Annotated in this window: 25 protein-coding genes; 12 read left to right on the top strand and 13 right to left on the bottom strand. The window is 65.3% G+C overall.

Annotated features, from left to right (window positions below; translation table 11 throughout):
• Positions 1-33: 33 nt before the first annotated feature.
• From ACH34S_RS41355 to ACH34S_RS41375, 5 genes are all read left to right on the top strand, one after another.
• The gene (locus ACH34S_RS41355; RefSeq protein ID WP_395958406.1) at positions 34-822 is read left to right on the top strand and encodes an endonuclease/exonuclease/phosphatase family protein; all 789 of its coding nucleotides are present in this window, start codon (positions 34-36) and stop codon (positions 820-822) included.
• A gap of 45 nt (positions 823-867) precedes the next feature.
• The gene (locus ACH34S_RS41360; protein ID WP_395958407.1) at positions 868-1,842 is read left to right on the top strand and encodes a type II CAAX prenyl endopeptidase Rce1 family protein; all 975 of its coding nucleotides are present in this window, start codon (positions 868-870) and stop codon (positions 1,840-1,842) included.
• Positions 1,839-2,729, top strand: coding sequence for a hypothetical protein (locus tag ACH34S_RS41365; protein ID WP_395958408.1), 891 nt, complete (start codon positions 1,839-1,841; stop codon positions 2,727-2,729). Before ACH34S_RS41360 ends, ACH34S_RS41365 begins: the two co-directional genes overlap by 4 nt.
• A gap of 32 nt (positions 2,730-2,761) precedes the next feature.
• On the top strand, positions 2,762-3,100 hold the full coding sequence (locus ACH34S_RS41370; RefSeq protein WP_395958409.1) for a hypothetical protein: 339 nt from the start codon (positions 2,762-2,764) through the stop codon (positions 3,098-3,100).
• 159 nt (positions 3,101-3,259) lie between these two features.
• Positions 3,260-3,478, top strand: a complete 219-nt coding sequence (locus ACH34S_RS41375; RefSeq protein ID WP_395958410.1) for a hypothetical protein — start codon at positions 3,260-3,262, stop codon at positions 3,476-3,478.
• A 411-nt stretch (positions 3,479-3,889) separates the two neighbouring features.
• Here the strand turns inward: ACH34S_RS41375 and ACH34S_RS41380 are convergent, their stop codons facing one another.
• The gene (locus ACH34S_RS41380; RefSeq protein ID WP_395958411.1) at positions 3,890-4,459 is read right to left on the bottom strand and encodes a hypothetical protein; all 570 of its coding nucleotides are present in this window, start codon (positions 4,457-4,459) and stop codon (positions 3,890-3,892) included.
• A gap of 668 nt (positions 4,460-5,127) precedes the next feature.
• On the opposite strand from ACH34S_RS41380, the gene ACH34S_RS41385 reads away from it, so the two are divergent.
• From ACH34S_RS41385 to ACH34S_RS41405, 5 genes are all read left to right on the top strand, one after another.
• Positions 5,128-6,291, top strand: coding sequence for a DUF5753 domain-containing protein (locus ACH34S_RS41385; protein ID WP_395958412.1), 1,164 nt, complete (start codon positions 5,128-5,130; stop codon positions 6,289-6,291).
• Positions 6,292-6,389: 98 nt separating this feature from the next.
• Positions 6,390-7,217: an SAM-dependent methyltransferase gene (locus tag ACH34S_RS41390; protein ID WP_395958413.1), complete on the top strand. Its 828-nt coding sequence runs from the start codon at positions 6,390-6,392 to the stop codon at positions 7,215-7,217.
• A gap of 974 nt (positions 7,218-8,191) precedes the next feature.
• Positions 8,192-8,737: a DUF6879 family protein gene (locus ACH34S_RS41395; RefSeq protein ID WP_395958414.1), complete on the top strand. Its 546-nt coding sequence runs from the start codon at positions 8,192-8,194 to the stop codon at positions 8,735-8,737.
• A 48-nt stretch (positions 8,738-8,785) separates the two neighbouring features.
• The gene (locus tag ACH34S_RS41400; protein WP_395958415.1) at positions 8,786-9,007 is read left to right on the top strand and encodes a helix-turn-helix domain-containing protein; all 222 of its coding nucleotides are present in this window, start codon (positions 8,786-8,788) and stop codon (positions 9,005-9,007) included.
• A gap of 162 nt (positions 9,008-9,169) precedes the next feature.
• Positions 9,170-9,700: an NUDIX domain-containing protein gene (locus ACH34S_RS41405; protein WP_395958416.1), complete on the top strand. Its 531-nt coding sequence runs from the start codon at positions 9,170-9,172 to the stop codon at positions 9,698-9,700.
• Between the two features lie 9 nt (positions 9,701-9,709).
• On the opposite strand, the gene ACH34S_RS41410 is transcribed toward ACH34S_RS41405, so the two are convergent.
• The 9 genes from ACH34S_RS41410 to folE all read right to left on the bottom strand — a co-directional run bounded on the left by ACH34S_RS41410 (position 9,710) and on the right by folE (position 16,547).
• Positions 9,710-10,243 (bottom strand): NUDIX hydrolase, encoded by a 534-nt coding sequence (locus ACH34S_RS41410; RefSeq protein WP_395958417.1) that lies wholly within the window; start codon positions 10,241-10,243, stop codon positions 9,710-9,712.
• A 17-nt stretch (positions 10,244-10,260) separates the two neighbouring features.
• Positions 10,261-11,085 (bottom strand): class I SAM-dependent methyltransferase, encoded by an 825-nt coding sequence (locus ACH34S_RS41415; protein ID WP_395958418.1) that lies wholly within the window; start codon positions 11,083-11,085, stop codon positions 10,261-10,263.
• 48 nt (positions 11,086-11,133) lie between these two features.
• Positions 11,134-12,057: a DUF2797 domain-containing protein gene (locus ACH34S_RS41420; protein ID WP_395958419.1), complete on the bottom strand. Its 924-nt coding sequence runs from the start codon at positions 12,055-12,057 to the stop codon at positions 11,134-11,136.
• 37 nt (positions 12,058-12,094) lie between these two features.
• On the bottom strand, positions 12,095-12,775 hold the full coding sequence (locus ACH34S_RS41425) for a dTMP kinase (protein ID WP_395958420.1): 681 nt from the start codon (positions 12,773-12,775) through the stop codon (positions 12,095-12,097).
• A complete protein-coding gene (locus ACH34S_RS41430) occupies positions 12,772-13,779 on the bottom strand; it encodes a hypothetical protein (RefSeq protein WP_395958421.1) in 1,008 nt (335 codons plus the stop codon). Before ACH34S_RS41430 ends, ACH34S_RS41425 begins: the two co-directional genes overlap by 4 nt.
• Before the next feature lie 80 nt (positions 13,780-13,859).
• Positions 13,860-14,687: a hypothetical protein gene (locus ACH34S_RS41435; RefSeq protein WP_395958422.1), complete on the bottom strand. Its 828-nt coding sequence runs from the start codon at positions 14,685-14,687 to the stop codon at positions 13,860-13,862.
• Positions 14,677-15,480 carry a 7-carboxy-7-deazaguanine synthase QueE gene (locus ACH34S_RS41440; protein WP_395958423.1) on the bottom strand — a complete coding sequence of 268 codons (804 nt, stop codon included), beginning with the start codon at positions 15,478-15,480 and terminating at the stop codon, positions 14,677-14,679. Before ACH34S_RS41440 ends, ACH34S_RS41435 begins: the two co-directional genes overlap by 11 nt.
• A gap of 54 nt (positions 15,481-15,534) precedes the next feature.
• Positions 15,535-15,921, bottom strand: a complete 387-nt coding sequence (locus ACH34S_RS41445) for a 6-pyruvoyl trahydropterin synthase family protein (RefSeq protein WP_395958424.1) — start codon at positions 15,919-15,921, stop codon at positions 15,535-15,537.
• Complete coding sequence (folE, locus tag ACH34S_RS41450) at positions 15,918-16,547, bottom strand: GTP cyclohydrolase I (protein WP_395958425.1); 630 nt, start codon at positions 16,545-16,547, stop codon at positions 15,918-15,920. The genes ACH34S_RS41445 and folE overlap by 4 nt, the downstream gene beginning before the upstream one ends.
• Before the next feature lie 172 nt (positions 16,548-16,719).
• Here folE and ACH34S_RS41455 point away from each other — a divergent pair, with 172 nt between their 5' ends.
• On the top strand, positions 16,720-18,018 hold the full coding sequence (locus tag ACH34S_RS41455; protein ID WP_395958426.1) for a helix-turn-helix domain-containing protein: 1,299 nt from the start codon (positions 16,720-16,722) through the stop codon (positions 18,016-18,018).
• A 14-nt stretch (positions 18,019-18,032) separates the two neighbouring features.
• Entirely contained in the window at positions 18,033-18,401 is a 369-nt protein-coding gene (locus ACH34S_RS41460) for a hypothetical protein (protein ID WP_395958427.1), read from the top strand.
• A 124-nt stretch (positions 18,402-18,525) separates the two neighbouring features.
• Here ACH34S_RS41460 and ACH34S_RS41465 read toward each other — a convergent pair whose 3' ends face one another.
• The 3 genes from ACH34S_RS41465 to ACH34S_RS41475 are packed head-to-tail and all read right to left on the bottom strand — an operon-like array spanning position 18,526 to position 24,907.
• Positions 18,526-20,031, bottom strand: coding sequence for an N-6 DNA methylase (locus tag ACH34S_RS41465; RefSeq protein WP_395958428.1), 1,506 nt, complete (start codon positions 20,029-20,031; stop codon positions 18,526-18,528).
• On the bottom strand, positions 20,028-21,395 hold the full coding sequence (locus ACH34S_RS41470; RefSeq protein WP_395958429.1) for a hypothetical protein: 1,368 nt from the start codon (positions 21,393-21,395) through the stop codon (positions 20,028-20,030). Before ACH34S_RS41470 ends, ACH34S_RS41465 begins: the two co-directional genes overlap by 4 nt.
• Positions 21,392-24,907, bottom strand: coding sequence for a DEAD/DEAH box helicase family protein (locus ACH34S_RS41475; protein WP_395958430.1), 3,516 nt, complete (start codon positions 24,905-24,907; stop codon positions 21,392-21,394). Before ACH34S_RS41475 ends, ACH34S_RS41470 begins: the two co-directional genes overlap by 4 nt.
• Positions 24,908-25,924 lie beyond the last annotated feature (1,017 nt).

A 25,924-nucleotide genomic window follows, 5' to 3' on the forward strand; every position in this document is an offset into this window, starting at 1 on the left:
GCCCGACCTCCCCTACTGGAAAGCGGACCGTTCATGCCTGACAAGCCCGCCATCATCCGTGTCGCCACCTACAACCTGTTCGAGGGAGGCTTGGACGGTGAAGGGGCCGAGCCCGACGAAAAGGACGACACCCGACTTCAGCAGCAGGTCGACCTGCTCTCCCGCCTCGGCCTGGACCTGGTCGGGCTCCAGGAGGCCAAGTGGAACTACTTCGGGAATGATCGCCTGAAGAAGATCGCCGAACAGCTCGGCATGACCTACTGGTTCCTGGGCCGCTCCCACTTCTACGGCTGCGACATCGCCGTCCTGGCGCGCCCGAGCGACCACCTCACCGTCGTGGACACCCGCCAGCTCACCGGCCCGCCATGGGTCCACACACTCATCAACCTCCACCTGCAGATCGCCGGGATTGACGTGCATTTCCTGGTCGGCCACTCGGCGCCCTCCAGCCCGACCATGCGCCTCGCCGAAGCGGAAACGGCCACTGTCCACAAGCACCAGAACGTCATCTACGTCGCCGACTTCAACGCGGCCGCAGAGGACGACGACCCGGACACGACCGGCGTCGACCGGGCCAAGGCCGAGAGCAAGCTCGACAAGCGCCCCGCCGGCACGCTCACCGCCCACGGGTTCTACGATGTCGGCCGCCTTTGTCGGGACCCGACCCCGACCGTGGGGCACACCGACGACACGGTCCCCCACCGCGGCGACCGGATCCTGACAACGATGCCCGAATGCGTCACCGGGTACGGCGTCGAGCTCGGCGGCGACCACCTGTCCGACCACCGGATCGTCTGGGCCGAGTTCGCCATCGGCGGGTAACCCCGTCTCCTTGAGCCCCCATCCTCGAGACCTGAAACCCATCCCATGCCCAAGTCCTCCCTCGCCGCTGGCGCGGCCGTGCTGGCGGTGCTGTTCGGCACGCACTTCGCCGCCGCTCTGAACGACTTCGCCGACCTGGTCGGTGTCGACATCGACTGGCCTGGCTTCCCGGTCCCGGTCAATCTGCCAGCCGCCAACCTCACAGCCGCCGGTATCTGGCTGCTGTTCCGCACCTGCCGGCCCACACACGGCCGCACCTCCGCCCGTGCAACCGGGCTCACGGCCGGGTTCGCCATCGCAGGGCTGCTGCTCTTGCCCAACCCCGGCCAAGTCGCCGACACCGCCGCGACCGTGCTGCTGGCCGCAGCGGGTGCGTGGCTATGCGCCCAGGTCGCCGCCGACGCCGACGTAACTCTGTGGCGGGGACGGCTGCCCGGTGAGATCGTGCGGCGCTGGGACATCAACGCGGTCACGGCCTGCACGGTCATGCTGGCCGGGCAGTCGACCTCGATGCTGCTCGGGGGATGGATCGCGCAGTTCGGCCCGGCCGCGACCGACCAGGCCGACGCGACCGGCCTGCCGAACCCGGTCCTGTTCGCCACCCAAGCCCTGGTGGCCGGACTGCGGGAAGAGATCCCGCTGCTCGCGCTGCCCGCCGTGCTGATGGCCGCCGCGCGGCGCCCCGCCTGGCAGATCCTCCTGGTGGTGTGCGCGCTGCGGATGGTACCGCACGCCTACCTGGGCGCCCCCGCGCTGGCGACCGTCGTGTTCGCCGGGGTCGCCTGGTGGATGTACCGGGCCACCGGCCGGATCGGCCCGGTCATCGTCGCGCACACCCTCTACAACGCGACAGTGCTGTTCGGCGGCGCCCTCGGCGGATTGATGCTGCTGGCGACCATTCCGGGCGCCGCCCTGCTCCTCCTGCACGCCCGCGAGGCCGCGCCAGCGTGGCTGCGCAGATGGATCCAGGACAAGCCCGCCCGCGACCGTCCCGTCAAGGCGAAAGGGCCCGCACTATGACCTCGACGGATCCGCTGGAGGTCGACCCGTTCGCGGCCGACGACCCCAACGCGCGGATCGGTCACCTGTACCGGCTCCGCCGCGCGGCCCACCGTTTCATCGTCCGGTACGCCGAAGCGCTGTGGGCCGTGGAGCAGGAGTTCTCCGGGCGGTTCACCGCCCCGCCGACCGTCACCGCTCTGCCCGCCCGCCAGCGGCCCAAGGCCCTTGTGGCCGACGAAGCGGCGCGCGTCTGCGACGCGCACCTGTATGGCCTGGACGAGGCGGCCACCGCCACCGCCGTCGCCCTCGGCGCCCGCATGGTCGAGTTCAACTCCAGCGACGCTGGCCCGGACGTTCAGCGGGCGTGGAGCCCGGTCGCCGCGCCACCCGCCGCGTCCGGTCTCCTGCGGTGGGCCAGTGGCATCGGTTACGACTCCCTCGGTGTCCCGTTGATCGCCGTCCTCTGGGGACCCCTATCGGATGGCACGTGGCTGGCGTTTTGGGCCGATAACCGCGTCGCCGTCCGCAACGACATGGCCCAGGACGGCCGGACCCGCAGCCAAGCCCGGCTCGTTCTGCAGGAGTTCGGTCCGCTGGCCACCACAGGAATCGCCACCACTCATATTCCCCGCCCGGATGCCGAGCCGCCCACCCGGCCGCCCGCCGTCCCGTGCGCAGAGTCCCCGCCCGCACCGATCGACCCGCTGCTCGCGCTGACCTCGACCGTCGTGTCCTCGTGGGCGCTGCTGACCACGCCCGGTGCCGCGCGCCTGGCCACACGCGCCCCCAAGGACGATGCCGCCCGCGACCGCCGCGCGGGACTCACACCCCGTCCCGCGACCCTGGCCACCAGGCCAATCGACACCCACATCGCCCAGTGGCCGGGCTGGAAGGCTTCGGCGTGACATCCAAGTATGCACGAGCATGGACAAACGACTTGCAGAACGCCCTGGACGCCCTGGAAGACCAGGCCGAAACCACGCTGCGCGATGTGCGCGCCGGGGTGGACGTTTCGACGCTGACAGAGATCGTCCATGCGCTGGAGTCGCTGAGGAACGTAGTCGAGACTTTCAACGAGGTGGTAGCAGCGGTGGACGGGCGCGCGAAATGGCTCCGGGAGGCGGAACCGACCGAGCGACGCGACGCGACCGCACTGAAGGTCATGGACGCCGGGCTGGCAAGCCTTCGCCACGCCCAGCAGGCAGCGGTGCTGGTGCAATTCCTGTTGGGGACGGGGGGCTGCGACCTGTTCCAGGTCGCGGACGGCGAGGTATAGGCGGTGTCGGCGACCCGATGCCAGGCCTGCGGAGACCCCGTCCCCGTAGGGGCGCGGTGCGGTCTGCGCTGGGGGTGGGTAGCTGTTTTGTACTGCGAGCCGGTCGAGACGGGAACGGTCGGCCGATATTGGTGCCGCCCAGAGGAGGCCGCGCAGGTGGTGGGCGTCAGCACGGCCACGCTGTGGGACTGGGCGCAGCACGGCCTGATCACGGTGGTTCACCACCTCGGATCCCAGAACTGGCTGTCCCACCTGCCGGAGCTGCGCGTGCTCGCCGAGATCGTCCAAGCCTTGGAGATCGGTGGCGACGCGGCGACGGGGAACCTTGTGCTGCTCGCCGAGTACGTTAACTTGGCTTCGCACCTGGGATTCCAGTGAGGCCGCGACCATGTTGGGCCGACACCCCTGAGCCCACTTTCACGCCGATCTCACCGGACGCTGGCACACCAACCGTCGGCAGGTGGCAGCGTGGCCGCCGCCATCGTCGGCGCCGACGAGGCCGCATTGGAACCCTCCTGGCCCGGCTCCGCGATGACTCGCGCGCGCCACCGTTGCTGCCACCCGCTACGTGTTCTGCGACCACGTAGCGCTCGTCTTCTGAGGTCGTCCAACTCGAAGCCGAAGGCGCATGGTCTGCTGAGCCTCACCCATCAGAGCGGTCCGGGCGGAGTGAAGCTGATTCCACTCGGATGCGAGTAAGCCGCGGCCGCTCCGGCCGGTTTCAGGAGTCGGGGGAGCGGTCGCGGCAGAGTTGGGCGGCGTTGACCGGAGCGTTCGTCGAAGGCGGACTCAGTCGCGCTTGTGCGGCAGCCACAGGTGGGCTTTGGCTCTGCGGGTTTCCTTGCAGGTGACGTTCAGGGCTGTGTAGGCGTCTTGATCGACGGCTCCATCATCGATGGCGGCGCGGTAGAGGTCATCCGAGACCAGCATGCCGAGGTCGGCGTAGTGGGCGGTGGCCATGACCCGTTTGAACGCGCTGGCGTCCAGCAGGCGGAAGAGGTGGTTGACCGCGTGGCCGAGTACACCATGAGCGTCGTATTGAACCTCACCGCTGTGGACAGCCATGCGCAGCCGGAGCCGTGTGAGCTCGTTGGTGAGCCGATTTGCGCGACGCAGCAATGCGGTTGCGTGGTGCGCGAGGGGATCGAGGGTTTCGGACGACTGCACGCTCGGCGGGAGGATGATCAACGCGCCGTCGCCTCGGTCTTCGCGATGCGAGTCCTCCCAAGGGAGCCCTGTCATGGTGAAGGATTCGGTCAGCAGCCCGTACATGGTGTCGCGAAGCACGCGGCGGATGTCGTTGCTGCGGCGCCGGTCGCCGAAGTTGGGGATATCGACGCCGATCAGTGTGGTGTTCATGTAAAGAGCAGCTCGCTTGATCGGTCGGGAGGGACAGAATCGTTGGTTGGGCGATAAATCTCGAAGCGCAGCGTGCTTCATGACCGTATGCGCCGTCAGTTACTTCGCTGGTAGCCGCTGTGCGTGAAAGTGGCTGGGCGTGCCATAAAGCATCTGCTCATCCGCCCAGAAGTCCTCAAGTTCTTCTGCGGAAAGCTCATTCACGGGAACAGCCGGAAGTGACCGGCCAGTGCGAATTATCCAGGTGGTGACCAGCGTCAACGCCAAGCTGGCGTCGCCTGTCGGCAATGTGCTGCTTTTCTGAGGCCGGCTGAACGCGAGCGCCCGAGGAAATACAGAAGATTCGTGATGAGGCACTACTGGGCTTTCGAAAATAGATCTGCAAGGACGGGATCCACCATGCACGCTGGTCGCAGCCGATGGACGAGGAACGATCAATCCCGGATGAATCTGGGACGTCACGTCCTACCGGCTGGTACATCCGAGATTCATCCGGGATGCTCCGCAGTCGTGGCGGTTGCCTATCAGATGTGCATCGACGGTTGTCTTGTTACCTGGCGTGACTCAAGCCAGGAAATGTGTCAAGTGACCGGCCTGTCCCTGGCGAGGCTGGCATGATGTCGATGCCTTGAAACCACAGATCTCTAACCGTGGACGGAACTACGATCATGACAGACGAAGATCACAAGCGCCACTTTGATGAAGTGATCTCCCTGCTGGCCCACAATCGCCGCGTGGCAGGAGGGCCCAGTTATCAGACAATTGACAAGATTTCGTCGGACCTGGAGGCCGAGCAGCGCCTGGTTTGCGGCATTCGGGTCATTCGGGTTCCGCGATCAACGGCCCATAACGTGTTCAGCAGGACCTGGTCCCGCATCCCCCGATGGGAACTGGTGGAGTCGCTGTGGGCGACGCTCTACCGGCATGCCGAGGCGAAGCGGCGCGGTATCGGCAAGATGTTCTCCCTGGCCGATCTTCAGGCTCGTTATCGGGATGTGGAGACCGCCTCAGCCGAGGCTGCCGACCTGCCCCAACCCGCCCCCCAGCCTGTCGCAACAGCCCACGATGGCCGCGATGACCGGACGGGCGCGGAAACGCTGCTGAGCGCACTGGACTGGGACGCCTACATCAACGCCCCTCAAAGAGCGGCAGCTGCTGTCGCCGCCGGCGTCCCCGGCAGGCGGTACATGCGGGAGGTCGACGGGGACTTTGTGGCCGAACTGTCTGCCCGCAGTCGTCATGCGTTCTGGCGGGACTATCGGGACGTGATCCCCGACTGGTTCGAGCTCTACGTGATGGCCGAACCGGAACTGGCCGAGATCAGGACCTACGCGCCGCTGTGCGTGCCCAGTCTCCTGCAGACCGGCGAGTACGCCAGGCTCGTCATCGCCCGTGATCTCCCGGAGATCTCGGAGCGGGAACTGCAGCGCCGAGTGGAGCTTCGCCTGTCCCGCCAGAGCATCCTCTTCCGCCCCGACGCCCCCAAGCTATGGATCATCATCCATGAACGCGTCCTCCGCGAAGACACGGGCAGCGCACCAATAATACAGGCCCAGATCCGGCATTTGATCGCACTCGCGGCGCGTCCGAATATCACCCTTCAGGTCATGCCGACCGCTCAGGCCAACGCCGCGTTTATGGACGGCCCGATCACCGTGATGAGGTTTCCCGAATCTCACATCAACGACATGATCTTCCTCGAACACCGTGACCACGCGCTCTACCTGGTCCGCAACCGTGACCTCACCTACTTCGGGCAACTCTTCTCGACTTTTCTCGTCACTGCACTCCCGCCGGACGAAAGCATTCGCTTCCTTCACAATCTCCTCTGACCCAGAAATCAATCAGCGGACCAGAAACTCGTGCATTCATTCGGAGAATCTGATGGGATGGGCAGGAAGGCGCAAACGACAGGCCCAGGAGGTTCACGATGGCGAGCGACTCCGAAGAGTTCCTGGCACAAGCGGACAAGGACCTCATGCGGGGGATCGACTACAGCGTTCCCCACTCGGCACGCATCTGGAACTACTGGCTCGGCGGCAAGGACAACTTCGCCATCGACCAACAGGCAGGTGACCACTACGCCGCTCTCTTCCCCGGGATCTTCGACCTGGCCCAAGCCGAACGGGCCTTCCTCGGCCGCGCGATCCGCTACCTGGTCAGCGAAGCGGGCATCCGGCAGTTCCTCGACGTCGGCACCGGCCTGCCCACCGAAGACAACACCCACCAAGTCGCCCAGACCCTCGCACCCGACAGCCGCGTTGTCTACGTCGACAACGACCCCCTCGTCCTCGCCCACGCCAACGCCCTGCTGATCAGCACCCCTGAAGGCGCCACCGACTACATCGACGCCGACATGCGCGACCCGGACCGCATCCTCGCCCAAGCTACGGGACTACTGGACTTCAACCAACCCGTCGCGCTGCTGTTCATGGGCGTCCTCGGCCACATCACCGACCACGACGAAGCACGATCCATCGTCTCCCGGCTGATGGACGCCCTCCCACCGGGCAGCTACCTCGCACTCAACGACGGCGCCAACACCAACGAAGCGTTCAACCGGGCGCAGCAAAGCTACGACGACACCGGAGCCGTCCCCTACCGGCTACGCAGCTCACAACAGATCACGCAGTTCTTCGACGGCCTCCACGTGATCGAACCCGGGATCGTCCCCATACCACTATGGCGCCCTGACCTCGGCCACCCAGGCGCGCCACAAGCCATGGACGCCGTCGGCGGAGTCGGCAGGAAGACGTGACCACCAAAGAATGATGGTGCACGGCACAGCAACCTGAGCGACGACCTCGCACACCGAGCGTTCTTCCCTCGCGGCCGCGACCGTCCCCAACGCCGCACCGTACTCCGTTCTCCCCGCTGACAGCCCATGAGCAGGTCGGGGGTCGAGCCCAGATCCGGCGACCGAGCAGCGTCGCGCCGTGTTGCTGTACGCGGAGGCGTCCTCCAGCGTCACACCACGGCGGCGTCTGCTCAGCAGCATCACTTCTCGCACGCGGCGTTCCGACTCATGCAATCGGCGGGCCTCCCCAATCCACCAGGCATTCGCCGGGGCCAGCCACGGCGTGCGGTTAACCATGACGCTCCTTCGAAGTCATGACCGTGATCAAGGGAAAGGCCGTGTCGGTGCTGGTGTGCCGATCCGTGAGTTGATCAGCGATTAGGTGCTGGACGTGCCGCTGGAGCGGTCGAAGGACGAGGCGGGCAGAACGAGCCGGAGCACTACAACGTCGACGTCGGATTCTCCTCCGTGACGACTGCGGGCGTGGGCCGTATCCATGTGTCCGCGGTGATCCTGTGTCCGAGGTGCGGGATGCCACCTGGTAGCCGCTCCCTGTGGCCGAGTGGATTGTCGGGCACCGCATTGCGCGAGCGATCAGCAACACAGGGGTGCCCCTCCGGCTAGTCTCCGCCCCCTCTTTATCCATCAGGGTCCTCTTGACCTTCATGCGGTCGCGGTGGAGAGTCGGTGGGGCGTGTGCAGTCCTGCACAAAGGGTGGAGGGTGTCGTGGCTCTGGAGTTCATCGGTGGGGACCCCGATAGCGTTGATGGCCAGTCTCCTGCGGTCGCGGTGGACACCGAGCGTGGTGAGATCGTCCTGCAGCTGTGGAAGGCCGACACGGCCGTCGATCTCGGTGGGGTGTTCGGTGGTCTTCCCGAGCATGAGACGCGAGGCCGTCTTCCTGCGCGGATGATCCCGCTGCTGCGGGCCGCACTTGATCGACTGGAGGGACTGGACGGTGCAGACGCTCCCGCTGCCGACGCCTGCGGGCTGGGTCGAGCTGTTCGCTGGCGCCGACCGGGCTTTGCATCATCTGGAGCTGTGGGACCGGTACGCGGTCGACACCGAGGACGAGCGGTACCGCAGGTGGCGAGAGACGGGCCATTACCCGGTGGTGGAGAACGCGTCCTGGGCGGCGGCCGGGTCGGCGGTGCGGCGGGGCGTGGTGATGGAGCGGGCGAGGGTGGTGTCGCGGCCGGTGTCGGAGTACATCGTGTTCGAGCACGCGGCGACGGTGCAGAACCTGAAGTTCGGTGAGCGGGTGCGGTGGCTGTGGCGGGAGGACGCTTCGGATCTGCTGCTGCCCGGCAACGATTTCTGGCTGGTCGATGACCGCCGGGTGATGTTCAACCTGTTCGATGGGGACGGCCGGCCCACGGCGGTACAGGTGACCGAGGATCAGCGTGTGGTGCGGGCGTGTGCGGGGGCGTTCGCCGCGGTGTGGGAACGCGGTGTCGATCACGCCGATTTCGTGATCTGACCCGTGTCCTTTTCGGTGTGATGGCCAGTTCTCCGTCCTCGTCTGCTGATGCTGCGAGGAAGGCAGGCTCTGGGCAACGAGCTGGGTAGGGTTCGGCTGGCCGCGGGTCTGTCTGCGGTGGCGTTGGCGCAGACGACAGGTGCGGTGTGCGGCAGGGCATGGCATCGCACGAAGGTCTCGAAGCTCGAGCACGGCGTCACGGCTCCTACGCCGGAGGACATCCGAATCTGGTGGAGGTTTGCGGTGTGCCCGAGCGAGTTGAGGGGCTGATCGAGCAGCGCACGGCGGTCGCGAATCGCCAACGGAGACATAGCCGCCGGTACGTCGGCGTCAGTGGAGTCGTCCTGCCCAAGTCCCACAGAAACTCCAGGTTCGTACAGCCTCGCAGATGCTTTGACCTGTCTTCACGGCTGCCGCCGATAGCCTTGGTCCGTGGCTTATGAGGGCTCCCAACAGCGAACGTGTGGCGCTGCGATCGCCGATGCCCGGGTTGCGGTCACCGAGTATGACGAAGCGGTTTCCTGGCTGGAGCTCGCCGTGAAGGGGGCGATGGATCCGATCGCGGCTGAGGTTTGGGCGTTCGAGGAGACCTTCCAGTATGTGCTGCTGGTGAAGCACCGGTGGCGTGGATGGGTCCCGCCCGGCGGAACCGTCGAACCTGGTGAGACGCCGCGAGAGGCCGCCGTTCGCGAATTCCGCGAGGAGACCGGACTTAAGGCTGACCTGCTGGAGTTGCCGGCGGCGGTGACGGTGCGGTCCTATCGGTCGGATTGGACGCCCACTCTCGGGCTGTCGTATGTAGCGGTCGTCGATCGCGCGGCCCCCATCGTTGGTGAACCACACCAACCGGCGGCGTGGATGCCGTTGGCACAGGACTGGGGTGGTTTCTTCCCTGAGGATGGGCCTCGGATCCGCAACTATGCGCGCCAGTTGGGTTCGCGCAGGGCGGGCAGCGCCACCTGAGACTCGCCCTCAGTGCGGGAGGTCGAATATTGCTAGGTCGGCCGCGCTCGCGCTGATCAGACTTTGGGAGGCCAGGAGTAGCACCCAGACGGATTGCAGGACTGGCTTCTCGTAGACGCTCTGGTCGGCGAAGCCGATTCGCGCGTTGGCGATGGCGCGTTCGGCCAAGGTTTGGAGGTCGGTTCGGTCCGCCCACTGGACGGCGCGAACCTCGTCTGCGGCCATCTGGATCTGGCCTGCGAAGGTGGCCTGGTAGAGGGTCCAGTAGTGTCCGATGCCTTCAGGCCCGGCCGGACGGCGGCATGAGTTGGGCAGCCAGGTCTCGCTCAGCTGGCGAAGGCTGACGACGGTGAGGCCGACCTCTTCTCGGACTTCGTTGCGCGCGGCGAACTCGGGGCCGCCGTGTTGATCGATGTGGCCGGCGACCGGGGCCATGCCGAAGGGCGCCGTTGCTCGATCGATGAGCAGGTAACGGTCCTGGCTGTCGGTGATGATGACGCCGATGCTGGTGTTGTCGCATGGGACGTCGGGTCTCGGGGTCACTGGCATTGGCCCCCTGGTCAGGCTTCCGCGGTGACGATGAGCCAGGTTGTGTTGATCACTCGGGTCTTGTCGACCTTGGCGTAGGCCTTCTGGAGGATCGCCATGCGCTGGTCGTGGGTGAGCTGGCCTGGTGGTCGAGCGAACAGCGGGATGGACAGCCACGCCCGTTTCTCTTCGACGGTTCCGGCATGGGAGACCGTGTCCATGTCCACGCATCCGAACCCGGCTGAGGTGAGTTGGTTGCGGACGATCGTGGGCGTCAGTGTGGGGCCAATGTGTTCCTGGCGGGGCGGAACGTATCCGTGGTCGGCGACCGCGATGGCGTTGATCAGGTCGTTGAGGGACGGCGTCGTTCGTTCTGGTTGGTCGCTGGAGCTGTTGTGTCCGGCGAAGGCTCCGCCGATGTTGAAGACGAACCGGCCGCTGGGGCGGAGGATCTGTTTAACGGCGGCGAAGACGGCGGGGGTGTTGGTCTTCCAGATCGCTGAGTTGCACACCACAGCATCGACCGGTTCGCGGATGTGCTCGGCGACGCTTTCGGCTTGAGAGCAGATCCAAGTGATCCGCGCGTCGGCGTGGGTCCGCTGTCCGACGGTTTGCATCGCAGTGGCAGCGTCGACGGAGATGACCTGGGCATGTGGCGGCAGGGTCTCCAGGAGGACGGAGGCGGTGATGCCGGTACCGCCGCACAGGTCGACGACGAGCCCCTTCTCCGCGAGGTCGGCGCGGACGGCCAGCTCCCGGCTGGTGGCGGCGTAGAGCGGATAGGTGCGGGTGAACTGATCATACAGTTCGGCGTTGGTTTCGTCGTCCCATCCGGCGATTGCGTCGGGGGGCCGCATGGGCCTCCTCTCCTTGGTTGGAACTGGTCGTCTGTTCCACGGCTGATTTCAGAAGAGTGATTCTTGGTGCGTGGTCTGGGGTGAGGTGTAGTCGCCGGTCAGGATCCGGCGGCCTTTCAGGACGTTGAGGTCCAGGACGTATCGGGCGTCCAGTTCATCGGTTGATAGGCGGGCGAGGGCTTGGCTGCCCGAGCAGGACTGGATGAGGAATCGGTGTTCGCCGTCGCGCAGGTCATGTGGATAGACCACGCGTCGCCCCGGTGGCTGCGGGGACCGGATTTCTTGGCCTTCGGCTGGCGGTTTCCACTCGTGCCTGGTGGGGCGAATCCCCATGTCTGCCAGTGTCGAGAGCGCGCTGGTCACGATGTTCTCGTGGGTGGTGCGGGCACGGTCGGGGTCCGGTTCGGCCAGGGCGGCGAGTTTGGCGGCGGTGCGGACGGTTTGAGTGAGGCCGAGTTGTCGGCTGAGGGCGTCTTCGAGGTGGCGGACGGTTCGTCCGTCCGAAACTTCGGTGAGGTAGGTGGCGTGCACCGGCCCCTGTTCGTCGAGTCGTGACTGTCGGCGGGTGGCTGCTGCTGTTCCGACCTTGCTGACCGTGTTGGCGAAGGTGGCGATGTAGAGCAGGTGGGGCTGGTTCATGTAGGTCGCCAGTGCGGGTGGGGTGTAGCCGTCTTTGTGGAACTGGTGGGCGAACCGGAATTCGTCCTCCTGTAGGCAGGCCGGGCATTGGCCACCGGCATCAGATTCCGCCTGACGGGGACACGCCCGCAGTTCGACCTGGAAGGTGTGGGCGAACTGGTAGCGGCCAGTGCAGTACCGAGTTGGGGCCGCCACCCTGAATCCCAGATTCAGTCCCATGAGGCTGATGGGTGCGAGGCGGGCGGAGGCGGTGTCGGCCAGCAGAAGCGTCGGGGTTCCCGAGGCCCAGGTGACGCCGTGCCATAGGTACTGGTGGCCAGGTTGGAGATCCACCGATGTCCTCTCATGTTCCGTTCGGCCGCCGAGTCGATCAGGCGAGTTGGAGACCGAAGTGTTCGGTCAGCTGCAGGAGGGCCTCGTTCAGCACCAGATCGGGGGTCTTTCCGTTGACGTCGATGGACGTCCACGCGTGATCGTCAGCCTGCTGGCGCAACTGGACGGCGACGTCGTCTTGGTAGGAGACGAAGGCCTCGTTGTTTGCTCCGCCCCGTCCGGCTTCAAGGGCGCTGAACTCCTGCTTACGGCGCAGCGCTTCCTCGGCGGTGAGTCGGAGGAACAGCACCATGTCGGCAGGGGTGAGGTGGGCGAAGACTTGGCGGGCGAGGCCGGTGGGCACGTCAGGGTTGATGGCGTACCGGGCGAGGATCTTGTGGTGGGCGTTGTCGAGGATGACGTGGCTCCCGGCTCGCAGAGCGGGCTGGATGACGAGCCGGTCCTGGAGGGTGTACCAGGCGGCGAGGGCGAACAGCCAGTAGTGGTCGCCGCAGGCGGCGCCGACGTCGGCGTTGCGTTTGTAGACGACGGCGTTGAGCTGGTCCATGTAGGCGGACAGATCGGCGCTCATCGGAACCTCGGTGGTGTGCTTGCCGATCAGGACCGCGTCTTGACCGGCGTCCTTCAGCGCCGCATGGAGCGAGGCGGCCAGGGTGGATTTGCCCGCGCCGTCGATGCCGGCGACCGCGATCAGTTTTCCGGGAGCTGTGGTGATCATTTGTGGTCATCTCCGTTAGCGGGGTCGTCGAGGGTCCGCAGCCGGTGCTGGATGATCTCTTGGATGCGGTCGAGGAGTTCGGTTCTGCGTTCGATGACCGTGCTGAGGCGTTCGTTGGACAGGTCGGACGGATAGGGGCGGGCCAGGTTGTTGGAGATGACGTGCAGGTAGCCGAACTCGATACCGGCCGTGTGTGCGGCATGTCCCATGTGGCCGATCTCGGGATCGACGAATTGGTTTCCGTGGTGCCGGGCCAGCCAGTTTCTGTCCTCCAGCAGGGTCGAGGGCGAGGTGACGTGGATTCCGGTTCGGACGTCGGGCTGCTGGGCGGCCGTGTCCCCGAAGAAGTTCCGCCATGTGGTCGGGTGTGCGGGCAGGACGCTGATGTTGCCGGTGGCCAGGCAGGTGTTGGGGGCGATGGCGGGGTCGAGTGCGCCGACCTTGCCGACATACACGACGCGGCGGGCGCCGAGGGCGGCTAGGCGGGACACGACACGGCCGGCGGCATCTCCCCAGATGCTGTGCAGATAGCCCAGGTAGAGCACGCGTCGTCCCTGGATTTCGGCGCGTTGCCAGGCGTAGCCGTGCCCGTGCGTCCAGGAGGCGTCGCTGAGGAAGTGGCCGAGTCCCCATCCCAGGACGACGAGATCGTCGCCGGACGGATCGATGCTCAACCTGTCGACTGCCGCCGCGCATGCGGTCTCGGTTGGGAGTTCGTAGTCGACCTGGCCGCGGTATCGTCCGGCCATGTTCAGGTAGGTGGCGATGATGAGGGCGTAGTGGCGGACGTAGTCCCGCCCGGGGAAGCACTTCACGACGAGTTTGTCGTCTTGGACTTCGGCCGTGGGGCGCTGCCAATTGAACAGCTTGTCGTTCTTCTCGTTGGCCGAGACCACGCAGCTCCGGTCGTAGTCGCCGATCACGTGGATGCGGGCCCAGTCGAAGTCCTGGACCAAGTTGTGAACTTTGATCTCCAGGTAGCGGCGCAGGCTCGCAACGCTCATGGTGTGCCGGTAGGCGTCAACGGGGGATGCTCCCAGGAGCGTCGAACGGGGTGCGTGCAGGTCGATGGACGTCGGGGCCGTCATGCCGCGTCCCGGATCTGGATGGGGCAGTTGGCCGCGCACCGGACGGTGTTGATGTTGTGGCGGATCAGCGGGAACCGGCCGGGGTCGATCTGTTCGACCGTTTCCACTCGCGGTGTGGGGGGCTTGTCGTAGGGGCCGTCGGGCAGCATCCGGATGCCCATCGCGCCGAGGAGGACCGGAGCGGCGCCGTCGATCGAGCTGATCCACTCATGCTCGCGCTGCTCGAACAGTTCCAGATGGCCGGTCCGGCCGAATCCGAGCAGCCGGTACACCTTGCTCGGGTCGACCAGTCCGTGGTCTTCCAGGTAGCCGGTGGCCGCCACGCGGTTCCTCGACAGCGCCAGGCTGGGTTCCTTCCGGCGGGAGGCTGGGAAGGCGATCGCTCCGATGTGGGGACTGGCGGCGAAGTGGTCGTAGCAGCGACGCCACTGGTCGTCGTCGGTGGCGTGCACGACTGCGCACAGCCGGAACTCGTCGCTGATTTCCCGGATCTGCCGGGCGGCCAGATCGCTGGCGTGCATGGTCGCGGGGGCGTCGTGCATCACGTCGGGCAGGACGATCTCTTCGGCGCGCACGGCCTGGGCGGCGCGCACCAGGTCGGCCGACTTGAGTGACTCGCCGAGGTCGAAGACGCCGTTGTCGACGATGATCGTGGCGCCCCGTCCGGCTTCGTCCAGGAAGAACGCTCGATATACCGGGTCGGACAGGACCCGCTGTGCCGCCACATGGTGGACGGTGGCGGGCTCTTGGGCGGCGAACTCCCGCAGGTAGGCGGTGGGTGCGATCACCGACACGGTGATGCTCTTGGCCGGGTTACCTGCCACGTTCGTCACCCCAGATCAACACGTGCTCGCGCGTGGTCAGATTCCAGCCGTGGGTCAAGGCGGCGTCGGCGGCCATCCGCATTCGCTCGATGACGGCCGCCGGGGTCGTGCCCTCTGGCGACAGCCAGATCTCGGTCAGTCCGAACTCCTGCTGGAGTTCGGCGATCTCCGCCAGGTCGTCGGGGCCGCAGACGACGAACTTCCAGCGGGCCTGGCCGCTGTCTCTGAGTTCGCTGATCGCGTCCGGTTTGATGCGTTTCTTGCGCGGCATCGCCGAGGAGGCGAGTTTGGGAGCGGCGTTGAACTGTGCTCCGGTCGCGACCAACTCGGGGCCGGGTCGGATGGTGGCGTTGGTTTCGATCTCTACTCGCCGACCGTGCGATGTGGCTCGTTGCGCGAGTGTCACGAGGGTGTCCTTGTGCAGGAGCGGCTCCCCGCCGGAAACGACGATCAGATCCACGGGCGCAACGGAAGGGCTGGCGGTGGATGGGTCGAGCACCATCAGCTCGTCCCAGATCTCGTCGCTGGTGAGGTGCCGCACCCCCTTATTGAAGTCGTGGGCGGCACGGTTCCAGGTGTATTCGGTGTCGCAGCGCATCCGGCCCTCGACCGGAGCGCCGGCCGTGCGCGGAGCCCTGGCGTAGCCGCATGTCAGGTTGCAGTCTCGGAAGCGGACGAACAGCGCGCGGCGACCGAGATTCACGCCTTCGCCCTGGAAGGAGTAAAACAACTCAGCGACCGGCGCCGGCCGCAGGCCGGTCCGGTGGACGGCCAAGGGGATGCTGGAGGACATGGCTTCCTCTCGCGTGTGCGGGGAGCAGGTGAGGTTTCGACCGCTCGGGAGCGATCAGACAGACGCGGCGGTACGGCCGTACTCGGCCCAGGTCGCGGACGTCTCGCTGACTCGGACCGACTCGACCATCGCGCCCTCGGGGAGCGGCACGTTGGCGGTGCACCAGTCGAACAGGACTCGCGCGAGGTTCTCGCTGGTCGGCTCGACGTCGATGACCTCGTTGAGGTCCTGGTGGTCGTAGACGTCGGCCAGGTGCGCCTTGACCGCGTCGAGGACGGCGAAGTCGGTGATGAAGCCCGGTCCCGACAGCCGCGCCGCGGTCAGAACGACCTCAACGGCGTACGAGTGGCCGTGCTGCCGTCCGCACTTGTGCCCTTCGGGCAACCCGTCCAGCCGGTGAGCGGCCTCAAAGGTGAACCGCTTGCTGATCCGGTACCTCATGCGGCCCTCCGCGTCCGCGGCATCGCCAGCTGCAGAAACTCCGACCGCGCGGCGGGGTCCTGGTGTAGCTGACCCCGGGTGGCGATCGTGACCGTATCGGAGCCGAGGGACCGGACACCGCGGCGCGTCATGCACATGTGCTCGGCCGACAGCACGACGCCCACACCGCGGCACTGCAATTGCTGTTCCAGGAACGCGGCAATCTGCTGGCCGAGTTCTTCCTGGACCTGCATCCGGGCGGCGAACGTCTCCACCGTCCGGGCCAGCTTGGACAAGCCTGCAATGCGCTCACCGGGCAGCACGCCCACCTGGGCACATCCGGTGAACGGCAGCAGGTGATGGGCACACACCGAGGTGAACGGCACGTCCCGAGCTAGCACCAGCTCGTGCTGCCCCTCGTGGTTGGGGAACGTGGTGAACTCCCACGTCGGCGCGGTCAGCAGCTCCGCCAGGCCGGCGACCATCCGCTCCGGTGTACGACGAGCGGCCTCGGTGCCCTCCGGAACCCCCAGAGCGGCCAGCAGCGCGGCGGCAGCCCGTTCAGCGGCACCGAGGTCGATGGCGGTGGCCCCCGGCAGGGGTTCCGCGGGCTGATGGACGGTGTCGGGATGTGCGGCAGTGAGCACCTGATCTCCTTCGATCCAAGTCCCAACGAGCGCCCTCAAGCCAACCCGGCGGCAGCCCGTGCGGCCACGGCGGCGATGAGGCATCTGTGATGCATCCATGCGGCAGCTGCGTCACTGATCTGGGCCTGGCTTACGCTGACGTTGATGACCACGAGCGGGCGGAGGTGCCCCTGTGACGGCCAGACGGCGACGCCTTGCCGAACGCCGCAAGGCCCTGGGCTACAGCCAGGAACTCCTCGCCGAGCAGCTCGGCACGGACCGCACCACGGTCGGTCGCTGGGAACGCGGAAGGACCGCCCCTTACCCGTTCATCCGCCCCAAGCTCTGCCAGGCCCTCCAAGTCACAGACGACGAATTAGAAACCCTGCTGACCTCAGACGACGAGCCCTCCCTGCCCACACCGCACCCGGCACCGGCCATCACCGGCCGCATCGTGACCGAGCCCGATCCGACGGGTGAGCTTGACGATATGTACCGCCGTGAATTGCTCCGTCTGCTGAGCGTCGCGGGCACCCTGGTAGCCCTACCGCCAGCAGCCGACGCCGCGGACTTCCAATGGACCGCCTCCGCCGAGGCCGCCGGAGACCTTGAGCACTACGCGCAGCTCAATGCCCACCTGTGGCAGGTCTTCGGACTATCGAAATCAAAGCGCCTGGCTTACCCACTCGTCCACGACCACCTCAACCAGCTCATCCAAGAGATGGACAGGGTCCATTCACCCACAGTCCATAAGCACCTCTGCGTATTGGCCTGTGACCTGTTCCAACTCGCCGGCGAAATCTTTTTCGACAGCAACCAATACACCGACGCCGCCCACTGCTACGCCCTCGCCGCAGCCGCCGGCCGCGAAGCGAACTCCCACGACCGATGGGCCTGCGCACTCACCCGCCAGGCCTTCGTCAACATGTACGACAAGCAGCACGCCCAGGCATCATCGGTCCTATCGGTCGCCGCCCGGGTCGCCCACCACGGCGACAGCCAGTTGTCCACCCGCCATTGGGTCGCCGCCGTCCAGGCCCAAGCGTTCGCCAGCCTCGGCGACCACGACGCCTGCAACCGCGCCCTCGACACCGCAGACCACGTACTCGACGCCCCTGGCCCCGCCACCCCGGGCGGATGGCTCCGCTTCGACGGCTGTCGCCTCACTGAGGAACGCGGCACCTGCTACCTCAGACTCGGCCAACACGACCGCGCCGAAGACGCACTCACCCAAGCCTTGTCCCACACCGTCTCGCTGCGCCGTCGCGGCAGCCTGCTCACCGACCTCGCCACCCTCGGGCTCCAACGCCGCGACCTCGACCAACTCCTCTCCTACGCCGACGACGCTGTCACCGTGGCCGAGCAAACAAACTCCTCCGGCTACATCGGCCGCAAACTCCAAACCCTCCAAAGCCAACTCGCACCCCTGCTGTCTGACCGGCGTGTGGCACTCCTCAACGATCGAATTGCACAGTTGTCGATCGCCGGATGAACGAAAGGACCTCGATGCCAACCAGCACCGACGAACACGGCCGCATCTTCCGCGAAGCATGGATCGCCGGAGTGACCAAGCACTACCCCGGCGAACCCAAGCCCGGCTACATCGCCCCATGGGACGACACCCCCGAATGGGAACGCCAAGCCGCGGGAGCCGTCTACGAGCAGGTCCGCACCTTCGTGGAGATCAGCGCCGGAAACACCTCAAAGCTGACCCGTGAGCAAAAAGGCCGCTTCGTCGCCACCTGCTGGATCGCCCAAATCCACAAGCACATCCCCGCCCCCAAGCCGTCCTACGTGGCCGACTGGGACGACCTTCCGAAATGGCAGCAACAAACAGACGCCGACATCTTTGAATGGATCGAACAACACTTCTAGTTGACGAACAGCCACTTTTAGTTGCCCACTCGAGCATGCGCCCCCCGGGCAACTCTTCCTCGCCACCGGGACAGATCACTCGCCCTGAAGGATTGTACTTTAAAGGCTAACAACTCTAGAGCGCCTAACCGTCCAGTGGCGCTTCTTTGGGCTGCTCCAGAGCGTCTGCAATTGCACTGAACTCGGCAAGAGCAGCTGTCAAGTCCTCAACGATTTCACGAGCGATGACTTCCGGCGGCAACAGACTATCGGCGTCCTCTAGGCTTTGGTCCTTCAGCCATGTGATGTCAAGGTTGACCTTGTCGCGAGCGATCAGCTCGTCATAGGTAAACGCCTTGAACCGCTCGGTTTCGTTGCGGTTCTCGCGGGGCTCACCGGGCCGATAGCACTTTACAAAGTCGTCTAGATGCTCACGGGTTAGCCGGTTCTGCTTGAGAGTAAAATGCTGGCCGGTACGAAAGTCATACACCCACAGTTTGGACGTCCACGGCAGGTCCGGTCGGGCTGGCTTCTTGTCGAAGAAAAGTACGTTGGCCTTAACGCCACCCGCGTAGAAGATCCCGGTCGGCAGCCGCAGCAGAGTGTGTACGTCGAACTGCTTGAGCAGCCGCCGCCGGATTGTCTCACCTGCCCCGCCTTCGAACAGCACGTTGTCCGGCAGGACAACGGCAGCACGGCCAGGGATACCGAGCATGGATGCAATGTGCTGCACGAAGTTGAGTTGCTTGTTCTTGGTGGTGACCCAGAAGTCCAGCCGGGAGTACTCGATGTCCTCCCGACTGGCCCGCCCATCCAGACCGACGATAGTGATGGACGACTTACGTCCAAACGGTGGATTGGCTAGGACCAGACTGGGATAGACGTGGGACGGCTCGGCTAGTGCATCTCGAACTTCGATCAGCGAGCGGCCGGTGGGCCTACCGATCCCGTGCAGCAACATGTTCATCGCCGCCAACCGGGCTGTGCCGTCCACCAACTCGACCCCGCTGACGCCGCCTCCGGCGAGCTTGTCGCGCTGCTCGGGCGTCAGATCACTGCCGTAGCGGCGCTGGATGTAGTCATGTGCCGCTAGCAGGAACCCACCAGTCCCGCAGGCCGGGTCGCAGACCACATCGTCCGGGCTCGGCCGGACGCAGTCAACTATGGCAGCAATCAGCCCACGAGGCGTGAAGTACTGCCCTGCCCCTGACTTGACGTCCTCGGCTCCCTTGGCCAACAACTCTTCATAGGCGTCGCCCTTCACATCGACGCCCTGGCTAGACCACTCTTCCTTGTCGATCAGATCGACAATCAGCTTTTTGAGCTTGGCCGGGTCCTGGATCCGGTTCTGTGCCTTTCGGAAGATGACTCCGAGCGTATCCTTGCGGTGCCCAAACTCCTGCAGGACGTAGCTGTACGTGTCCTCTAGTTCCTGACCGTCAAGGTCCATCAGCAATTGCCAAGCATCGCCCACGGGTTTAAGCGCCAGGTCTGGGAAGCTCTTACGGCTGGCCCGCTCATGCCCCATCTTCAAGAATAGAAGGAGCGTGAGCTGCTCCACGTAATCGATCGTAGAAACCCCGTCGTCCCGCAGCACATCGCAGTAGTTCCATAGCTTCGCGACCAGCCGCCGCGTCTCCGCAGTGCTCACAACAGTGTCTCTTTCTGGGGCGCCTTCTCGCTCTTGGGTTGGCGTGGCCGGCCCGCTGGTTCTTGTGACCCCCGCTCCGCCTGAATTCGCTCCAACAACGCGGAGGCAGGCTCGTCCGCCGAGTGCTGCTTCGCCAATCGCCCCGCAACCGCTTCGCTCAGGATCGCCTGCCTAAGACTTACTTGACGTTTCCATGCATTTTCAACCGACTCTCCTAGCCGCGCGATGCCACTTTGCAACAATCGAACCTCTTCGACAAATTTCCGCTGTATCGATTTAGAGATGACAGGTACGCCAACACTCTCGATAGTCGATTGACCAATTTTTGGCATGGAGCCTGCCAGTCCCTTGGCCGAAGCCTTCATGCACTCTCGAACTCTACTACTAGAGAGTATATACTGAATATACTCTGGCAGAAAGTCATCAGTGACCCGAACCCGAATGAGCAGGTCGGGAAAAATGGCCCAATCGCGCTTCCCTGCATATAGTGCTGATTTGCCAACTAGGTCAGGAGTATTGGACCGCTGGACTAGTATGTCGCCCGGCTCCAGCCACAATTGCGACACGCGCCCAGGTTCGGCAACCGTTAGCTTTGTATATTGGTCATCAAATTTGCCCTTTGTTACTGCCGACAGCGTGAGAGTTCGAATTCCCGATCCATCAGTCGAAGCTCTCGCCGAATGCCCATTCCGCAGCGGTTCACGCAAGATATCTCCAAGCTTTCGCGTCGACTCTTTCGCCAGACCGGCAATTGTATAATCGAGCACCGCCTGGTGCAATTTGCTAATACGAGCTCGATTTCTTGAGACAATATCGCTGGCAGCATCGAGCTGCGATAGCCGGTCCTCGAGGGCGGCGACGATGCGATGCTGTTCAGCAATGGGGGGAACAAGAACAGCGATATCTTTGAGTGAACTCTGCGAGATATTTCGCATTGAATCTTTGGTTCCTGTTGCTCGCCGCGAGATCTCATTTCTAATATGGGGCGAGCTCAGAAGATGGGCGAACCAGCGACGGTCAATGTAAGACGAGGGGACCAAACGGAGACTCTTGTCACTCAAAAGCAGAAGTGGACGACATTCATTAACAAATACCGAGGCGCCCACATAGGCCTCAGTGTTTGCTCTGCTAACGAGGATGTCTCCAGGCTTGATCTCGTTAGCAGGGTCGATCTCGATGTCCGGTCGAACCGCTTTATTTTCTGTCTCTTTAAATTCTCCCCAGGTCATCGCACTCACCTTAATAATGCCCCATTCATCGGGGCGAGCAGGGCGAGCTTCGCAGCGGAATGACTTGCCCGCCTCAATGCGCAACAGGAGATCATTGAGGGTGGCCTCAGCCCAGCCAGAGGGAAGGTCGGTCATGCGGTGAGGTTCCGGTTCAAGTCGGAGAGAAGAGTCTCGGCGTTTGTGTCGCCGAAGGTGCTCAGGAAGCCGTCGATGCCGCCCCGGTCGGTGAAGGGGGGCTTCTCGAGTTCGGTGGGGTCGATGGCGGCGTGGGTAATGACCACATCACAGATGCTGTCCAACCACCATCGCTGGTCAGCGGTGAACTCGACTCCAGCTTGCTGTTGCTTCACAAGCCAGGCAGCGTACCGCTCCTCTACGACGCTTCGGTGCGGTTTGGGTTCGGTGTCAAGGCCGAGCTCGTAGCGGATGAGCCCGATGAGGTCGACGGGTCCGTGCTGGTTGCCGCGCTTATCGGCGGCGAGGTCGAGTTGCTCGTAGGCCTTCCACAGCTCTTCGGGCGTCCACTCGTGCGGGGGTCTGGCGATGCGGGCGGCCAGTTCCTTGAGCTTGGCGTAGGCGGCGCGGCCAGGCAGACCGCTGCGGTAGGCGGCTTCGATCGCGGTGATCTCGTCGCGGTGTTGCTCTAGGTAGGCGCGCCATGAGGTGACGACCTCCTGGGCGCGGAGCTTGGGGTCCTGGGCGGCGGCTTCGATGAGGGTGTCGCGGTTGACCTCGTCCCAGTAGACGTCGTGGGCGCGGCGGATCTCCAGCAGACGCTGGCGCAGTCCGGCGTTTTCGGCCAGCGGCCGGACGGCCTGGACGACCAGGGCATGCACGGCGGCCTTCCCCGCCTGACCGCCCTTGCCATAGGCCTCCAGCAGCGCGTCGGGATCGGCGCAGCTGGATACCGATGCGATCACGTCAGTGAGGGGGCGGCCAGCCAGGTTCTCCAGCTCGGCTCGCTCGTCGGGGGTGATCTGGACGTTCAGGCGGGCGAGGCGTCCGGCCAGGGTGGACGCCTCGTCTGGGCTGATGGTCAGGTTGCCGGCCTTCCGGAGCAGGGCCTCGAAGCTGATCTGCTTGTCGCTGTGCTGCACCAGCGGGGTCGCGTCCACCCGTGGGGAGTCGGTGACGCCGACGGCGTCGATGATGACGAAGCGAGTCTTCACCTTCACGTCCGGGGTGACCTGCTGGAGCTCGGCGGGGTCGACGGTGCGGGCGCCGCGGCCCTTCATCTGCTCGAACAGCGCCCAGCTTTTGACCTCGTTGAGGAAGAACACGCATTCCAGCGGGCGAATGTCGGTACCGGTGGCGATCATGTTGACGGTGACGGCGATGCGCAGGTCCGGGGAGTTGCGGAACTCGGCGATCAGCGCGTCGGGGTCGGCGGCCTTGTAGGTGATCTTCTTGCAGAAGTCGTTGCCCTTGCCGAACACCGTGCGGGCCATGGTCACGATCTCCTCGGCGTGGTTGTCGTCCACGGCGAAGATCAGCGTTTTGGGCACGTAGCTGCGGCCGGGGAAGATCTCGGTGAACAGCCGGTCGCGGAAAGTCTCCAGCACCAGCCGGAGCTGACCGGTGCTGATCACCTTGCGGCCGAGTTGCGTGCCGGTCCAGGTGAGGTCGTCGTCGAGTTCCTCGTAGCGTCTGCGGCGGGTGGGGCGGCTCATGATCGGGACCACGGTGCCCCGGTCGATGGTGGCGCCCTGCTCGGCGTGCTCGGTCCGGATGCGGTAGACGTCGAAGTCGACGTTGACGGCGTCCTTCACCGACTCGCGGTAGGTGTACTCACTGACCAGGTTCTGGCCGAAGAACCCGAAGGTCTGCTTGACCGGGGTCGCGGTGAGCCCGACCAGGTAGGCGTCGAAGTACTCCAGCACCTGGCGCCACACGCCGTAGATCGACCGGTGGCATTCGTCCACGATGATCAGATCGAACGTCTCCGGAGGTAGGTCGGCGCTGTAGGCGACCTCGACGACGTTGTCGGCGTCGTAGCTGTCGTAGCTCTCGTCCTCAACCTCCGGATCCACCGGCTCGCCACGCAGCCGGGCGTACAGGCGCTGGACGGTGGAAATGACGACCTTGGTCGAGTCCTTCATGGCCGCGCCGCCAAGCCGCTCGACGTTGTACAGCTCGGTGAACTTGCGGCCGTCATCGGGCGTGACGAAGTTGTCGAACTCGGTGTAGGCCTGCTTGCCGAGGTTGTTGCGGTCGACCAGGAACAGCACCCGCCGCGCTTTGGCGTACCTCAGCAGCCGGTAGGTCTGGGTGACCGCCATGTAGGTCTTGCCCGCGCCGGTGGCCATCTGGACCAGCCCGCGCGGCTCATCACGCACCAGCGACTCCTCCAGGCCCGTGATAGCGCGGGCTTGCGCGGCGCGCAGCCCCCGGGTGTCCAGGGGCGGCAGCACGCGGAGCCGGGCCCGCAACGTGGGCGGCTCGGATTCGGTGTCGGCTTCGCGCATCCAGCGCGCCAGCGTCTCGGGCCGGTGGAAGCAGAACACCGACCGGGCGCGCGGCGCGGGATCGAGAGTGTTGGTGAAGTGCGTCTCCACCGCGGTGGTCTCGTACCGGAACGGCAGCGGGATCCGCCAGGCGGCGAACTGCTGGGAGGCGGTGAGGGTGTCGGCGTAGCGGGCCGACTGCGCCTCCACCGGCGTCAGGATCATGCCTTCCCGCTTGGCCTCGATCACCCCGACCAGCTTCTGGTCCACCCACAGCAGGTAGTCGGCCACGCCCTTGGCAGTGGGCACCTCCCGCACCGCCACGCCTTGGGCGGCGAACAGGTTGGTGGCCCTGGCGTCCTGGACCTCCCAGCCGGCCAGCCGCAGCATCTCATCCACCCGCTGGCGCACCTCGGCCTCGGTCAACGGCTTGGCGGCCGCGTGCTGAGCCCGCGCGATGAACGCATCACGATCGACCGCCCGCACCTTCGGCGCACTGGCGACCTGCGCGGCGAAACGCTCTTCGGCCTCGGCCAGCTGTTGCTGCGTCCGCTCGACCAGCGCACGCAACGCCTCCTGGTCGGCCAGAACCTTCGCCAGCTCAAACTCGGCCTGCTGGCGCGCGCGGGCCTCGGCCTCCAGCTGGGACACCTGCCCGTCCCGGCTGACCTTCACCGCGGTCAGCCGCTCCCGCAGCCGCTCTAGCTCCTGGCGCAGCTTCTCCAGCTCAGCGCGTTCGGTCTCCGAAGCGGGCGTCTCAGTTGCCGGATCCGGCGGCGGAACGAACCCCAGCGGCGCCGGGTCACCGCTGGCGGCTTTGTGGAACCACACCCCCAACTCAAAGCAGTTCCGCACGCACGACAGGGCCGCTTGTACGTCTCCCCAGTACGAATGGACGGCCCGATTACCGGAGATTCGGACTTCATCAAACGCCTGCCGGACATTAGGTACCAGAACACCCGCCTTAGCCAAGGCAGCAATCCTGGCGTTGTGCGTCGTTCCCTGCACGGAGGTCTGCGTGCGCGCGACCAGCAGCCGCGCCAGGGTCTCAGTGAACCGCCGCGCCTTGCCCATTGCGGCGTCCGGGTCGCTGTAGATATAGGCCTCGGCCGCCGCCCCGTCCACCACCAGCAGCGGCTCGTGCTGCAACAGGAACCCGAAGTTTCGCGACCGCCCTGCAAGCTCCTTGAACGAGTCGGCCATGTCCCTCACTCCCGCACCCAGGTGTCGCGCAGAACGTTGCAGGATATCTCCTTCAACCGATTCTTCCCAGGGGTTTCCAGACCTAGTGACACGTTACTGACATCTGAGTTCGTAAGATTTGCAGCCCCACAGAGGCACCCAACCTCGGGCACCTGTCGCAGACTCAACCAAAGGACGCGTTCTCGCACATATGCGTCGGACGGAGTCGAGCATGACCACGGCGGAGCGATGGCGGCTCTGTCGCCGCATCGGACACCGGGTCATCGCTCGATGACTGGCCGATAGACGGCCAAATGCTCACGGACGCCAGCAGGGGAGATTGGGAACACGGCGAGCACAGCACGATGATCTAGAACGAGGGAGGATCTTTGGGGTCGATGTGGATTGCGACGTCTGCACCGGCCCCCGGGGAGACCCTCATGCTCACCGTAGCGCCCCGCTGAGCGAGACCGGCCGCCTGCGCGTGACCTCCTGCGTGTCGATGACGGGCAGCCGCTGCGGCATAACGTCCACGATCAGCACCACACTTGGTCCCAGGGAGTCGGCTCATCGACCTCGACGAGGGCACAGTCCTCGTCGAGGTCGGTCCCTGGCCGGGAAACGTCCCCGGCAACGGTTCGGAGGCATGTCCGCCAAGCCGCTCAACAACCCGCTTGCGGCGGCCTGGCCAGCTTGCTTCGACTGTCGCAGGGCGGCGGGACCGCCGTCGTGCCCGGTGAATTCAGCGAGTGGTTCGAACGTGATTTCCCCCGCCTCGTCGGATTTGTCATGACCTTGGGAGCTGGACAGTGCGCCGCCGAGGACGCGGCCCAGACCGCCTTTGCCGAGGCGTACGCGCGCTGGGACGACATTGCCCAGCCGCGGGCATGGGTCCGTACGGTTGCCACGCGCGGTCACGTCCAGCGGAGTGGTGTAAGAGTCGCCTCCGCGTGATCCTGTTTCTGCAGGTTAAGCGGTGAGTTCTCGCTTGTCGATCTTGGGGTCGGGTGTGGTGTCTTCGATCACCCGCAAGCGTGC

The sequence above is a fragment of the Actinomadura sp. 3N508 genome, assembly GCF_044326375.1.
Lineage (GTDB): Bacteria > Actinomycetota > Actinomycetes > Streptosporangiales > Streptosporangiaceae > Spirillospora.

Excerpts from the sequence above, each read along its gene's own strand:
- ACH34S_RS41355 (WP_395958406.1), top strand. The coding sequence starts at position 34 with ATGCCTGACAAGCCCGCCATCATCCGTGTCGCCACCTACAACCTGTTC.
- ACH34S_RS41360 (WP_395958407.1), top strand. The coding sequence starts at position 868 with ATGCCCAAGTCCTCCCTCGCCGCTGGCGCGGCCGTGCTGGCGGTGCTG.
- ACH34S_RS41365 (WP_395958408.1), top strand. The coding sequence starts at position 1,839 with ATGACCTCGACGGATCCGCTGGAGGTCGACCCGTTCGCGGCCGACGAC.
- ACH34S_RS41380 (WP_395958411.1), bottom strand. The coding sequence starts at position 4,459 with ATGAACACCACACTGATCGGCGTCGATATCCCCAACTTCGGCGACCGG.
- ACH34S_RS41385 (WP_395958412.1), top strand. The coding sequence starts at position 5,128 with ATGACAGACGAAGATCACAAGCGCCACTTTGATGAAGTGATCTCCCTG.
- ACH34S_RS41390 (WP_395958413.1), top strand. The coding sequence starts at position 6,390 with ATGGCGAGCGACTCCGAAGAGTTCCTGGCACAAGCGGACAAGGACCTC.
- ACH34S_RS41400 (WP_395958415.1), top strand. The coding sequence starts at position 8,786 with ATGCTGCGAGGAAGGCAGGCTCTGGGCAACGAGCTGGGTAGGGTTCGG.
- ACH34S_RS41415 (WP_395958418.1), bottom strand. The coding sequence starts at position 11,085 with ATGCGGCCCCCCGACGCAATCGCCGGATGGGACGACGAAACCAACGCC.
- ACH34S_RS41425 (WP_395958420.1), bottom strand. The coding sequence starts at position 12,775 with ATGATCACCACAGCTCCCGGAAAACTGATCGCGGTCGCCGGCATCGAC.
- ACH34S_RS41430 (WP_395958421.1), bottom strand. The coding sequence starts at position 13,779 with ATGAGCGTTGCGAGCCTGCGCCGCTACCTGGAGATCAAAGTTCACAAC.
- ACH34S_RS41440 (WP_395958423.1), bottom strand. The coding sequence starts at position 15,480 with ATGTCCTCCAGCATCCCCTTGGCCGTCCACCGGACCGGCCTGCGGCCG.
- ACH34S_RS41445 (WP_395958424.1), bottom strand. The coding sequence starts at position 15,921 with ATGAGGTACCGGATCAGCAAGCGGTTCACCTTTGAGGCCGCTCACCGG.
- ACH34S_RS41460 (WP_395958427.1), top strand. The coding sequence starts at position 18,033 with ATGCCAACCAGCACCGACGAACACGGCCGCATCTTCCGCGAAGCATGG.
- ACH34S_RS41470 (WP_395958429.1), bottom strand. The coding sequence starts at position 21,395 with ATGACCGACCTTCCCTCTGGCTGGGCTGAGGCCACCCTCAATGATCTC.
- ACH34S_RS41475 (WP_395958430.1), bottom strand. The coding sequence starts at position 24,907 with ATGGCCGACTCGTTCAAGGAGCTTGCAGGGCGGTCGCGAAACTTCGGG.